We start from the raw sequence: 13,126 nt of genomic DNA, 5'->3' as shown, positions 1-13,126 counted from the left end.
ATATTTAATTTTAGTATCAACACTACTTCTTACAAGATTATTCTTCTATTGGAAAGAACTTTAATATGTGATTTGCTGCAACAACTACTTGTCCATGTTGGTTTGTAATTTCAATTTTAGCAACCGATTTTAGATTTTCATTATCTATTTCAGTAATAGTGTATTTTGCTGTTACAGTATCTCCAAAATAAACTGGTTTGATAAAACGAACTCTATCATATCCGTAAGATACGCTTGGAATAGGTGATTTTGCTTGAGTTTGAATTAAAGTGGATGCTGTAGAACCTAACGCAAATGTTAACACACCGTGTACTATTCTTGTTTTATAAGATGTTGTATTCATGAATGCTTCATTCATATGCATCTGACTAAAGTCACCTGTAATTCCAGCAAAAAGATATACATCTGATTCGCTTATTGTCTTAGTATAAGTACATGTATCCCCTATTTCAAATGGTACTTTTGGTTGTAATTTTTCACTCATTTTATTATCTCCTTTTTTTATATATTTAATTTAGAGTTCTAAAACTTCAACTGTATATTTATATATATGTACAGCTATTGCTTAATCATTAAGTGATAGGACATATAAATATATCTTAATTTAAGTAGTAGAACTATATTACCTTGTAAAATTCCATGGTTCTTTATTTATTAATCCCATTGGACCAGACTCAAATATTCGTTTATCCATTTCCTTTAAGTCCTTTGAAATTATTGGCCTGAATTCCATATGAGCAATGACATCCTTTTCAATATCAAGTCCAGGTGCAACCTCACATAATTCTAAACCATCCTTTGTAAGTCTGAACACTGCACGCTCTGTTATATACAAAACTTCCTGTCCATTTTTCACTGCTTCTTTGCCACTAAAAGTAATTTCTGGAACTTTATTTACAAGTTTTTCAAACTTACCTTCTTGTGCTATCTTAATAGTTCCATCTCCCACTAAAGTTTTTAATCCACCAGCTTTTAATGTACCACAGAAAACAGCTTTTTTTGTATTTTGACTTATATTTACAAATCCGCCTGTTCCCATAATTCTTCCGTTAAACTTATGCACATTAACATTTCCACATTGATCTAGCTCTGCAAAACTCAAGAAGCAAACATCTAAGCCACCACCATCATAGAAGTCAAATTGGGATGGCATATCCAAAAGTGCCTGCATATTTATACTTGCACCAAAGAAAATTCCCTGAGCTGTAGCACCACCAATAGGTCCTGTTTCAACAGTTAAGGTAAAATCTCCACTTATACCTTCTTCTCTGGCTACAACACCAATTCCATCGGCAATACCCACACCAACATTACCAACGTTGCCTGGTTTAACTTCCAATAAGGCTCTTCTTGCAATAACTTTTCGTTCTGTCAATTTCAATGGTGTAACTGAGCCTTCATCCATCTTATAATCACCAGAGATAAATTTATTTACAGGTGCATTATACATCTGAGGCTGATCTGGTACTTCCACAATGATATCAATAAAGTATCCAGGAATACGTACAAGTTTAGGATGAATAGTCTTAGCTGCTACAACTCTTTGTACTTGACAGATGACGAGACCACCATTATTATGAGCTGCCTCTGCCATAGCCAAGGCATCAACAACCGCAACTTCATCTTCCATACTAACGTAACCTTCAGTATCTGCTGTTGTTCCACGTATAATAGCTACATCAATGGGGATTGTAGGATAAAAAAGATATTCCTTTCCCCCTAACTCCATTAATTTGATTAACTCTTCTCTTGTACAATCATTGAGTCTGCCACCCTTATTTCTTGGATCGATAAAAGTACCTAATCCCACATGAGACAAAAGTCCTGGCTGCTTTGCTGCTGCAGCTCTTAATAATTGTGCAATCATACCTTGAGGAAAGTTATATGCTTCTATTTCATTTCTTTCTGCCATTTCTGCAAGTCTTGGAGATTGTCCCCAATGTCCTCCAATAATTCGCTTAACCATACCAGGCTGAGCTAAAGGAGACATTCCTTTATTATCTCTGTCACCTAATCCAGTTCCATGATAGTAAGTTAGATTTTTTGGTTCTAAAGTTTCCTTATAACGATTTGCAAGGGCATTAATTACTTCTGTTGCTTCACATATACCTCCTCCGGCACCACAAAAACCAATGGTAGCACTATTAGGAATGTACTTCACAGCTTCTTCTGCACTGAGAATTGGTACTTTTGTTCCTTTTCTTTTTGGTCTGTTCATAAAAACCCTCCTTTTGTCATAATGTATCTTAATAATAGTTCCACTATTCGGAACTTAGTTCCTATATATAGAACATATCATTATTTTCACCTACTTGTCAATAATGATATAAAAAAAAATTACAAGAGAATATTTAAAAGTTTTTCTTTCAATTCCCTTGTAATTTTATTTTAATAATAAACTATTTAATTTCAAAACCAATGTTACTTACTTTCTTGTGCAAAAAGCTTTCGATATGCTAAAGGTAAGCAATTTAAACGTTTTACAAACATATTTGTAAAATGAGTAGGATTATCATAACCAACTTTTTGTGATATAAAAGCAAGAGGCTGTTCAGTATTAATCAATAGCCATTTAGCTTCACACATTTTAAGATCGATTGCATAATTAATAGGGGAAACCCCATATTCTTTTGCAAATGTATGACTTATATGACCAGGACTGATGTGAAAAACCTCTGATAGCTGTTTTAGTGTAATAGCTTCTCTATAGTGTTCTCCAATGTATATAAGTATGTCTCTAGCAAAAGAGGATTTAGTATGTTTCTCGAATTCCTCTTTCCTTGGCAATAATTCAAATACTACAGCTCCTAGGGCAGCTGCCATAAGATTACATATAGAATTGGAATGAGGCGTTTTTTGTAAACACAAAAAATAAATTTCTTTCATTGCATATTTTATAAAGTTTTCACTTGCACCTGCAGAAATTATCTGATAATTATTTGAAAAAAGCAATTGTGTATCGTCTTCAAAATCTTTTAATTTATAATTATTTATAACACATGTCCATGCATCCACTGGTTCATCCTTATCAGAAGTAATAGAGTGTACAATACCTTTCTCAACAACAAGTATTTGCCCTTTTTTTAAAACATGTTTAGCCATATCAATTGTATATTCAGCTTTTCCATCAGCAATATAAACAATTTCTGTTGCATCTTTATGAATGTGATAATTATAAGTCCATCCCGGATTGTCATGGTTATGGCAAAGCCGTGCTATCTCAGGATATCTTTTATCTTCAAAAATGTCCTCCACTGATTTGTCAAAGTTATGTGAAAACATAAGCCAACCCCCCATATTTATATAATTTTATACAAGTAAATTTTAGCTATATATCTATTTTCTTTCTATAGCAAAATACCTATAAAAGCAAAATATTTTTTAAAAAAAGCAAGATATTTAAGTATTTTAATCCAAAATACTCAAAAACAGTATACAAAATCGAAAATATAACAGCAAGATAATTTTAATCAAAAGCAGCATCATTTCTATTAAAATATTTAAAAAATTAATATAATTAAAATCAATGACAATATAATAACAAACTAAAAAACATAAAATTTTTATTAAAAATAAAAGGAGGATTTTTATGTCATCTTATTTAGAACATATGGCTTTGCGTGTTAAAGATTTAAATTGGCATTTGAAATTTTTTAAAGAAGTATTAGAAATGGATGTACGTATGACAAATGAAAAAGAATCTCCAAATAGACAAGTATGGCTTTATGGAGGTCTTCAATTAATTGAGGATTTATCCTTTAATGGCGTTGAGGGAAGATGTGCACATCTTGGAATTATGACAGAAAACCAAGAGGCAGTTCTAGAAAAAGCTTATGCAAGAAATGTAAAAGAGTTGCCTCAAGGGCACAATTGGTTTCAATTACCAGATGGCCTATGTATCGAGGTAATTCAAGTAAAAAAAGATGGAGTGCAAAAATACTTGGACATTGATCCATGGTTATAAAAGAAAGGAAGAGTACAATGAAAAAAGTAATGTTATTACATGGTATTAACCATAATATGTTTGGAAAAAGGGACCCTAAGCAATATGGAACTATCACTTTAGATGAAATCAATGAAAAAGTAAACACTTTATCAAAAGAATTAGAAATAGAAGTGACTAACTTTCAGACAAATAGCGAAAGAGAATTTGTAGATAAAATTCATCAAGCTTATCTTGAAGGTTATGATGGTTTAATGTTAAATGCAGGTGCTTGGACACATTATAGTTATGGTATGTCAGATGCCCTTGCAATATTAGAAGTGCCAATAATTGAGCTACATATGTCAAATGTTCATGCAAGAGAAGAATTCCGTCATCATTCAGTTATTTCACCATTAGCTACAGGAATTATTGTAGGACTTGGAGCACAAGTTTATACATTAGGATTACAAGCATTTGCAAACATATTTAAAGAACAAAATAAATAGGTTAATAAGTATAGATTAGGGGGAAATAGTTATGGGAGAAAGAATTACAGGATATACAGAACTCATTGGACTTATGGCGTATCCAATTCGTCATTCAAGTTCTCCAGCAATGCATAATGCTGCATTTGCAAAATTAGGCTTGGATTATGCATATCTTGCTTTTGAAGTAGATAATGATACATTAGAGAATGCTGTTAAAGGACTTAGAGCTTTAAAAATAAAAGGATGCAATGTATCTATGCCAAATAAAACAGTAATACATAAATATTTGGATAATATTTCACCAGTAGCTGAAATGTGTGGGGCTGTTAACACTGTTGTAAATAATAATGGTGTTTTAACTGGTCACATTACAGATGGTATAGGATACATGATGGCATTAAAAGATAATAATATAGATGTTATTGGAAAGAAAATAACAATTGTAGGTGCAGGCGGTGCTGCTACAGCTATTGAAATTCAGGCAGCTTTAGATGGAGTCGCTGAAATGTCAATCTTTAATCAAAAAGATAAGTTTTGGAACAATGCAGAAAAAACTGTTAAGAAGATTAATACAAATACAAAATGTAAGGCTACACTTTATGATTTAGCTGACTTAGATAAACTAAAAGAAGAAATTGCAAATAGTTATTTATTTGCAAATGCTACAGGTATGGGGATGAAGCCTTTAGATGGTAAGACTTATATTCCAGATAAGTCTTTTCTAAGACCAGAGCTTATTGTAACAGATGTAGTATACTTTCCAAGGGAAACTGCTCTTCTCAAGATGGCAAAAGAAGTAGGATGTAAGTCAATGAATGGACTTGGAATGATGTTATTTCAAGGAGCTGCAGCTTTTAACCTTTGGACTGAAAAAGATATGCCAATAGAATACATGAAAGAATTGTTAGATATTAAATACTAATAACAATAATCAGTGCTTTATTTACTTAACTAATAATACGAACAGGCTGATAGAAAAATCTAATCAGCCTGTTTATTTTTAAAAATGTTACCACATACAATGCATAGTACTTAAACTCATATTCTAATACCTAAACCTACATTTGATACATCCAAACCATAATTGGCATTGTTATAATACATACAATAGTTGTAATTGCATTTATAACACTAGCATATTCTTCATTCTTACCATAAATTTGAGCCATTTGTGTAACTGCTGATGCAGATGGAGTAATTGTTGCAAGCAGGCTGATAAGCAAAATAACCTTTCCATCAGACAGTAAGCTTGCCATTCCACCATATTTAAGCAAAATCAAAATTATAAAAGGACATACTATCATCTTAAGAAAAGTAACTATATAAATTCGCTTATAAGCAAATATCTGTTTAAAGCTCATATTTCCAATTAACATTCCCATTATAATCATGGAAATAGGTCCAAGCATAACACTTACTGATTCCATGGTTTTTATTACAATATCTGGTAGTTGAACTTTTGTAACAAAAAATAAAATTCCAAGAAATATAGTAATCATATTAATATTTAAAAGAATTTTTTTTAAATCTACTTTTTGTTCTTCACATAGCATCATCTTTCCATGAGTCCATAAAAGAAATAATTGTACGGATATAAAAGCACTTGAATAAATAACCCATTCCTTTCCAAGTACAGAAGTTACAATTGGAATGATCAGATTTCCAGCATTTGAATATATCATGGATGCTTTTTCAACTGCATCCAGGTTAAATATCATTCCAAGCATTTTTACTAAAATCAATAGTACAACATGAATCAATACTGCTGCCACAAAAGCAAGAATCAATCCATTTCGTATACTTTCTGTATATTTAATCTGGAATGCATTGATAATAACACAAGGCATTATTAGATAAAGGGCAACTGCTGAAAGTGTTTTACTCTCTTCTGCTTTTAATAAATGTGTTTTTACTAATATAAATCCCATGAACATAACTAAAAAAAGTTCAGTAATCTGTTTTATTAATAATAGACTAATCATAATTTTACCTCCACAATTCAAAGGAAACAGTCGTATTTTATATATAATTATTTACTCAATTTTTTCAATTTTAAAAAATTGCTTGTTATATAAAATTAAAGCTTTATATGTGCAAAAATTGAGTTCTTTTTAATAAACTCTAATTTTAATACAAGGAAAGCCTGTCCATAAATTACAGCAATTAAAAGCTAATTATATCATTAGATTTCATCAAATCATTAATTTTTCAGAAAAATTGGAATAAATAGAAATTATCTATTGACATATATAGATTATCGATATATTATAAAGATATATATAGATTATCGATATATATATATATAGAAATAATAAATATAAAAATTTTTAAGATATGAAAGAGGTGATTAAAATGCCATCTGACAACATTTTATATTCTGGTGATATGACTATGCTTATCTTAAAACTACTTGAAAATAAAGATATGTATGGCTATGAAATGATTGAAACTTTACAAATTAATTCAAATAATATGTTTCAATTTAAAGCGGGAACTTTGTATCCTCTGCTGCACACCTTAGTAAATAAAAACTATTTAGATTGCTGTGAAAAAGAAGCTAATGGGAAAATTCGTAAATATTATTCCTTAACACGTCAGGGAAAAAAATTACTACAGGATAAAACCTCCATATGGAAAAAATATGTTAAAACCATGGCATCTGTGTTAGAAGTAGAGGTGTATTAATTATGAAAGCAGATGAATATTTACATCTTTTAAGTAAAAATATTTCTAATAGAAAAATGCGAAAGGAAATCTGCACGGAAATACGAAATCATATTGATGACCAAAAAGAAGTCTATATTAAAATAGGATACTCTGATGAAGATGCAGAAAAAGCTGCTGTAAAAGACATGGGAGACCCTAAAACTACAGGTAAAATGTTAGATTTTGTACATCCTCCAACAATTGATTGGATTCAAATTATTGCATTAATTTTAATAACTATATTCTTATATTTATCAAAAATGGCAGCGGAATTTAATGGTTTAGATTTTATATCTATAGCACCAATCGATATATTTAGAATTCTCGGAATATTTTTCTTATCATATGGTTTGATATGGTTAGGAATTGAAAAATATTCAGATTTGCCATTTTTTTATGGAAGAAGTCAACACGGAGGCTCAAACGCCAATGGGGTATTTATTTGTTCATTAGGAATTGTTATGATATCTCACACTTTTTTACAAGCTATGATATTGATGTGCATTTTTATTCCAATAGTAGCTATTGAACGAGCTATTATCGAAGCCAAAAGAATAAAAAAAGAACAAAAGTTTCTTTTGCAGAAGGGTATAGCTTCTGAGAATTTTAATTATAAAGGTAAAGCTATATTTAACAATTCTCCTCAGAAAGTCTACAGTAAAAATGAATCAATAAAAAAAGGAGACCATATTATCATAACTAATGTAGATGGATTTAACCTAGTTGTCAAAAAAGCTAAACTTTGATATTGAAAATCTATAATATAAAAAAGTATATAAATTAAAGCTTTCTATGATAAATAGCTCATAGAAAGCTTTCACTATTATCATGTTACTAGCAATTTAGAACTATTATATTATATGTTTTATTACATTGTAAATTTGCATTTTTTACAAAAGCAACTTGGTAGTTGTTACTGATTTTCTTTTATTTCTTCAAATCTTTTTTCTGCTGCTTTTATTGCTTCAACACCTGTTTTACACATAACATTAATACCTTTCACAATAGTCACTATTACAAACGCTTCTACTAATTCTTCCATAGTTAAACCTGCATCTATTGCAGCAACAGCATGTTGTTTTGCACCACTTACTTCGTCATCTAAACTATCCAATATTGTAAAAATCAATTCTGTTGTCTTTTTAGGTAAATGTCCATTTTGAACTGATTCGCGCATTACTAAATATCCTTTTAAACCTTCTGAATCATATTTAGAAAGTATTTCAGCAAAAGGTGGATGCCATTTTAATTCATCCTCATAATAACTAAGTATACTTTGAAATTCATTCATAACTAAATTCCCCCAATTTTAATATTTTTAAATGATTTCTCATAATACATATTTATTATAAATCATTACGCTGTGTAATGTGCAAGTATAATCTTATTCCACCTTTAAATTAAATATAGATATTAGAAAGATTTTTTTGTAATAAACTTCATTTATTTACAAATTTTTATATAACATTAAATCTATTTATTCATAATCTAGCATTTTATATATACTAAAAGCCTTTTCCAAATAATTCTGGTTTTGCATAAATTATTACCTTACTATAAAAAAATTAAAAATCAAGCAGAAAAAGCTCGAATTTTAAAAATTTAAGGTCAATATTTTCTTAATTAATGATATAATTAGACATACAATATGCATTTATAAAAAAATCCTTAAAAAGTATAAATTTTTTTGCATGTTACTAATGTAGAAACATTGGAGGATTTTCATGGATTTATATATTTTTATTTTACTTATTTTATCTGTTACTTTACTTACTATATCTATTTTTCTTTTTAGAAGACATAATGTATCAGGGACAAAGCCTTTTATTATATGCATTTTGTTAGTTTCTATATGGAATGGTTTAAATATTGTTAATTTGCTATTGAATAGTCTCGGTGCTAAAATTATGTGCTTTGAAATTAAGATGGCATTTATTGTATATATACCTGCATTTTGGCTAATGACAATATTAGATTCAATGTATGAAAGAAATTTTAAGAGCAAACTAAATCTTATCCTTATTATTTTTCCAACTATTACTGCAATTATAGTTTTAAATTCAAAATATAATAATTGGTTTGCTTATAATTTCTATCTTGAATCTGTGGGTAACTATAAAGTTTTAATATTTAGTAAAGGTTTTTGGCTATGGATTAATGCCAGTTATAATTATTTATTGAATGCAGTTAGCATAGGAATATTACTCAAATCTGTGTTTTCAAAACAATATGCTCGAAAAAGACAAGCTTTAATAATGATAATTGGAATGTTTTTTCCAATTGTGACTGATGTCTTATTTGTAGGTAATATAAATCTTTATAATAATTTAGACATTACTTCAATTTCATTTTTTATATCCTTAGTAGTAAGTGTTTATGGAATGCTTCGGTATAGATTTATGGATATAGTTCTTGTTGCCAGAGAATATGCTTTTGAAGATATGGATGAACTTATGATAGTGCTTGATGAAAATAAAAAAGTTGTAGATATGAATAGAAAATCATTAAAAATGCTGAATACTAATATTTCAAATGTAATTGGAGTACCTATTGACCAAATTATAAAGGATATTTATAAATATGATTTTTATAATTTGCAAAAATCAACCTTAAAAATCCAGTTTAACAGCAAAATTTCAGACAAAAATATTAATTACTATGGATCTTTAAGTGCAATTAAAGGAAATAAAGATTATATAATTGGATATTTAATATTATTATATGATATAACAGAATTAGTAGTTACCCAAAATAAGTTAAAGCAGGCTAATGATAAATTAAGAAAATTAAATGAAGAGTTATATAGTAATTCAATTAGAGATGGGTTAACAGGAGTGTATAATAAAAAATATATTACTATGTTATTACATGAAAAAATTAAAAAAAACTCTATTCCTCTCACTATAGCTATGATTGATATAGACCATTTTAAAAAGATTAATGATACTTATGGACATCTAATTGGGGATGAGATATTAAAAAAATTAGCTGATTTAGTTACTTCTGAATTAGGAATTAACGAGAAATTTGGTAGGTTTGGTGGTGAAGAATTTTTAATATTAATGTTTGATACACAGTTAAATGCTGGTTATAAGCTATGTGAGAAGATTAGATCTAAGGTTAGCAACTATAGATTTGAATATGAATGCTCACATATTACCATCAGTATAGGACTAGCAGAATTAAAATGTACTGACAGCAGCAGCTCATTAATCAAAAGAGCAGACGATTGCTTATATAAAGCAAAACTTAATGGAAGAAACAAGATAGAATTATGTTAATTCAACTTTCACACATAAAAATTGGTGGCTAATATAAGCACATTGCGACGTAAGCGAAGTAACTTTTAACTGTATTCCGGCTGATATATGCTGTGAAGGAAAACTCACTTCATTAAGAAGTTCTAATGCTTGAGATATTGAAAAATGACTACCTCCTTGTATAATGTAGCCATAACATTCAATAGAAAACTATCTATACCATTTGTGAATATTACAACTCAGTTTTTTCTTATTATTCGTAATTCTTTTACCCGACAGGGTGTATGTTTCTACTCTAACTTAGTTTTCTATTTTCCCTTAAGGGGAAACCAAATTAGTAAATATTGATGTATAATATCTCCTGAATAGAAGATAGATGGACACCTCCTGGGAAGTGATTCTATCGAGTCATTATTACCCGTGACTGAGCATGTCATTCCATCAGTGAGAATTCTGTGTTTAGCTGGTTAGGTTTCCCCTTGGGAATTACCTGTGTCACAAACAAGGTTACAAAATTACTGATAGAAATGGAATATCTATTCTATCTCTTACAAACAAAGGAGATAATGTATATGAGTAAATTTTTTTATAGACCAACAGTTGGAATTGATGTATCCGCAGATTTTTCAGTAGCTGCTATACTAGCACCTAACGGTGAAATTTATAGAAAGCCTTTTAAGATTATGCATAATAGAAATGGTTTTGATTACCTAGTAGATCAAATAAAAAAAGTGGAAGAAGAGTTTAGCATGAAAACAGCCATTTTCATGGAATCTACTGGTGTATACCATCTTACTCTTTTCCACTTTCTTAAAGATACATTTGAAGTATGTATCCTTAATCCACTCATTACTAATTGTAACAAAAATGTGGATATAAGAAAAGTGAAAAATGACAAAAAAGATGCATTAACCATTGCTACTATAGGTAAATTTCAAGATGTCAAATATTCTTCTAATTTTGATATTGAAATCTACACTTTAAAATCTCTTTGTAGAGACTACTATAAATTTACTGATAGTAAATCTACATTTACGAAAAAACTTTCTACGGATTTAAGAGTCATTTTTCCTGGTTATAGATCTGTCTTTTCAAGTATTACAAGTAAAACATCAATAGCCGTTTTAAAAAAGTATTCTAGTGCTGAAGCAGTTTTAAATGCTGATAGAGTTGAACTTATTAATCTCATTTCAAGCAATTCTAGAAAGGGACTAGTATATAGTGAGAAAATATATAAAAAGTTATATGCTGCTGCTGAGGAAGCTGCTTACATTGGTCTTAAATCACCAAGTCTATTTGTAAAAGTAATTAATACTATTGCAATAATAGAATCATTGGAAATCCAAATTAGGAACCTATTAATTGAAATTCATATATTAATGCGCAGTAATAGAATTTCTGATGAATTTAAGAAAAATGTACAACTGCTTTACTCGATACCTGGTGTTGGAGATTTAACATCCATCACAATAATGAGCGAAATCGGTAATATTAAAGGTTTTGTTAAACCTAAGCATTTAGTTGCATATTTTGGCTTAGATCCTTCCGTTAGCCAATCTGGTAAGTTTAATAGTAACAAAAATGTTATGTCTAAACGAGGTACCAGAATAGGCCGAAGAGCTTTATATGTTGTCGCGTTAGCATCTGTACGTAAAAGTAGAAACGGTGAACCAATAAATAAAGTTTTACTTAATTTCTATGATGAGAATATGAAAGGTAAAAGTAAAAAAGTAGGCTTAGTTGCAATAATGCATAAGCTAATTAACTACATATTCTCTGTTCTTAAAAATCAAAAAAAGTATGAATTACGTGACCCTAAAATACATACAAAGATGTATCTTAATAAGCAATCTAAACCAGCAGCCTAACGGCTAAAATAATTAGGAGTCAATTTCCATTATTCGTGTTTTTTAATGGATTTTTTGTGATGCCTATTTTTATTAATAAAATTTTTTATAAAAACTTATTGACTTTTACTAGCTGGTCTCAAATGCGACGTCCTGTCGCTTTCGGAGCTTTTGCCGTCCTGGCAAAAATTACGCCATTTTTCAATATCTCAAGCAAAGAACTTCTAAAATTCATTCGCATCTTCCTTCACAGCATATATCAGTCTACATACAGTTGAAAGTTACTTCTTAGTGCATTACGTGTATGTATAATACTTTCCTGACATGGTTCTAAATAAAAAGCGTAGCTTTCATAATAGTTGTTATCTAGTTTATATGTATATTTCAGCTAGTTTAATAATATCTTATGGCGTAGCCTGAAAAAATAGTATGTTAGTTGATTGTTAAATGTATTTGAAATACTTGTATGTTTTAGCCTTATATTTTTCAATCACATAAATAATAAGTCTATTTTAAGACATTTCAATAGAATAGAAAGCAGCTGCTTTTTAAACTAAATATGTTAAACCAACAGCAGGCTCCGCCTTAATCTTTAGGCGTTGTAGGTTATGATTATAAATATAATTTGGCTTATTAAAACTACTTATAACAATGTAATTAGGTGCGTATACTTGAACTTGATAGTTTGGATTTTAACTTTTAGGTAGTGATATATGCTAAGTGTGTCATCACATTAGCTAAATTGTTTTAGTATTATTCTTAGCTCAAAATTTTTGAAAGCCTTAGAACTTTAGTCCTGTTTGAGGTAACCGAGTTTGACAAAGTTCTTAGGCTTTCAAAAATTTCGAGCTTTAGAATAATTAAAACATTTAGCCGTGATGACACACTTAGCATATATCA

General features: G+C 29.4%; 12 protein-coding genes. 7 read left to right on the top strand and 5 right to left on the bottom strand.

What is annotated here, in order from left to right; translation table 11 throughout:
• Nucleotides 1–37: 37 nt before the first annotated feature.
• The 3 genes from EG57_RS0202860 to EG57_RS0202850 form a co-directional block, all read right to left on the bottom strand.
• Nucleotides 38–484, bottom strand: coding sequence for a MaoC family dehydratase (locus EG57_RS0202860; RefSeq protein ID WP_029160625.1), 447 nt, complete (start codon nt 482–484; stop codon nt 38–40).
• 138 nt (nt 485–622) lie between these two features.
• Nucleotides 623–2,218 (bottom strand): acyl CoA:acetate/3-ketoacid CoA transferase, encoded by a 1,596-nt coding sequence (locus EG57_RS0202855; RefSeq protein ID WP_032075803.1) that lies wholly within the window; start codon nt 2,216–2,218, stop codon nt 623–625.
• Nucleotides 2,219–2,421: 203 nt separating this feature from the next.
• On the bottom strand, nt 2,422–3,282 hold the full coding sequence (locus EG57_RS0202850; protein WP_032075802.1) for an AraC family transcriptional regulator: 861 nt from the start codon (nt 3,280–3,282) through the stop codon (nt 2,422–2,424).
• 307 nt (nt 3,283–3,589) lie between these two features.
• On the opposite strand from EG57_RS0202850, the gene EG57_RS0202845 reads away from it, so the two are divergent.
• From EG57_RS0202845 to EG57_RS0202835, 3 genes are read left to right on the top strand one after another with little or no spacing between them, the layout of a single operon-like run.
• On the top strand, nt 3,590–3,964 hold the full coding sequence (locus EG57_RS0202845) for a VOC family protein (protein ID WP_029160622.1): 375 nt from the start codon (nt 3,590–3,592) through the stop codon (nt 3,962–3,964).
• Nucleotides 3,965–3,981: 17 nt separating this feature from the next.
• A complete protein-coding gene (aroQ, locus tag EG57_RS0202840) occupies nt 3,982–4,431 on the top strand; it encodes a type II 3-dehydroquinate dehydratase (RefSeq protein WP_029160621.1) in 450 nt (149 codons plus the stop codon).
• A 31-nt stretch (nt 4,432–4,462) separates the two neighbouring features.
• Entirely contained in the window at nt 4,463–5,335 is an 873-nt protein-coding gene (locus EG57_RS0202835; RefSeq protein WP_032075800.1) for a shikimate dehydrogenase, read from the top strand.
• A 136-nt stretch (nt 5,336–5,471) separates the two neighbouring features.
• Here EG57_RS0202835 and EG57_RS0202830 read toward each other — a convergent pair whose 3' ends face one another.
• Nucleotides 5,472–6,395 (bottom strand): AEC family transporter, encoded by a 924-nt coding sequence (locus EG57_RS0202830; protein WP_032075799.1) that lies wholly within the window; start codon nt 6,393–6,395, stop codon nt 5,472–5,474.
• Between the two features lie 370 nt (nt 6,396–6,765).
• Between EG57_RS0202830 and EG57_RS0202825 the strand changes: the two genes are divergently transcribed.
• Both EG57_RS0202825 and EG57_RS0202820 read left to right on the top strand, forming a co-directional pair.
• Nucleotides 6,766–7,098, top strand: coding sequence for a PadR family transcriptional regulator (locus EG57_RS0202825; RefSeq protein WP_032075798.1), 333 nt, complete (start codon nt 6,766–6,768; stop codon nt 7,096–7,098).
• 2 nt (nt 7,099–7,100) lie between these two features.
• Complete coding sequence (locus EG57_RS0202820) at nt 7,101–7,865, top strand: permease prefix domain 1-containing protein (protein WP_032075797.1); 765 nt, start codon at nt 7,101–7,103, stop codon at nt 7,863–7,865.
• 167 nt (nt 7,866–8,032) lie between these two features.
• On the opposite strand, the gene EG57_RS0202815 is transcribed toward EG57_RS0202820, so the two are convergent.
• Nucleotides 8,033–8,410 (bottom strand): carboxymuconolactone decarboxylase family protein, encoded by a 378-nt coding sequence (locus EG57_RS0202815; RefSeq protein ID WP_032075796.1) that lies wholly within the window; start codon nt 8,408–8,410, stop codon nt 8,033–8,035.
• Between the two features lie 433 nt (nt 8,411–8,843).
• On the opposite strand from EG57_RS0202815, the gene EG57_RS0202810 reads away from it, so the two are divergent.
• Together EG57_RS0202810 and EG57_RS0202805 are read left to right on the top strand one after the other, a co-directional pair.
• Complete coding sequence (locus EG57_RS0202810; RefSeq protein WP_032075795.1) at nt 8,844–10,400, top strand: histidine kinase N-terminal 7TM domain-containing diguanylate cyclase; 1,557 nt, start codon at nt 8,844–8,846, stop codon at nt 10,398–10,400.
• A gap of 551 nt (nt 10,401–10,951) precedes the next feature.
• Nucleotides 10,952–12,247: an IS110 family RNA-guided transposase gene (locus tag EG57_RS0202805; protein WP_032075794.1), complete on the top strand. Its 1,296-nt coding sequence runs from the start codon at nt 10,952–10,954 to the stop codon at nt 12,245–12,247.
• Nucleotides 12,248–13,126 lie beyond the last annotated feature (879 nt).

The organism is Clostridium drakei, assembly GCF_000633595.2.
In the GTDB taxonomy this organism is placed as follows: Bacteria; Bacillota; Clostridia; order Clostridiales; family Clostridiaceae; genus Clostridium_AM; species Clostridium_AM drakei.
Note: the sequence above shows the minus strand (reverse complement) of the source record. Positions and strands in the feature narration are given on the sequence as shown.

What these genes read in the sequence shown, in the direction of transcription:
- EG57_RS0202860 (WP_029160625.1), bottom strand. Translation starts at nt 484, where the DNA reads ATGAGTGAAAAATTACAACCAAAAGTACCATTTGAAATAGGGGATACA.
- EG57_RS0202855 (WP_032075803.1), bottom strand. Translation starts at nt 2,218, where the DNA reads ATGAACAGACCAAAAAGAAAAGGAACAAAAGTACCAATTCTCAGTGCA.
- EG57_RS0202850 (WP_032075802.1), bottom strand. Translation starts at nt 3,282, where the DNA reads ATGTTTTCACATAACTTTGACAAATCAGTGGAGGACATTTTTGAAGAT.
- EG57_RS0202845 (WP_029160622.1), top strand. Translation starts at nt 3,590, where the DNA reads ATGTCATCTTATTTAGAACATATGGCTTTGCGTGTTAAAGATTTAAAT.
- aroQ (WP_029160621.1), top strand. Translation starts at nt 3,982, where the DNA reads ATGAAAAAAGTAATGTTATTACATGGTATTAACCATAATATGTTTGGA.
- EG57_RS0202835 (WP_032075800.1), top strand. Translation starts at nt 4,463, where the DNA reads ATGGGAGAAAGAATTACAGGATATACAGAACTCATTGGACTTATGGCG.
- EG57_RS0202830 (WP_032075799.1), bottom strand. Translation starts at nt 6,395, where the DNA reads ATGATTAGTCTATTATTAATAAAACAGATTACTGAACTTTTTTTAGTT.
- EG57_RS0202825 (WP_032075798.1), top strand. Translation starts at nt 6,766, where the DNA reads ATGCCATCTGACAACATTTTATATTCTGGTGATATGACTATGCTTATC.
- EG57_RS0202820 (WP_032075797.1), top strand. Translation starts at nt 7,101, where the DNA reads ATGAAAGCAGATGAATATTTACATCTTTTAAGTAAAAATATTTCTAAT.
- EG57_RS0202815 (WP_032075796.1), bottom strand. Translation starts at nt 8,410, where the DNA reads ATGAATGAATTTCAAAGTATACTTAGTTATTATGAGGATGAATTAAAA.
- EG57_RS0202810 (WP_032075795.1), top strand. Translation starts at nt 8,844, where the DNA reads ATGGATTTATATATTTTTATTTTACTTATTTTATCTGTTACTTTACTT.
- EG57_RS0202805 (WP_032075794.1), top strand. Translation starts at nt 10,952, where the DNA reads ATGAGTAAATTTTTTTATAGACCAACAGTTGGAATTGATGTATCCGCA.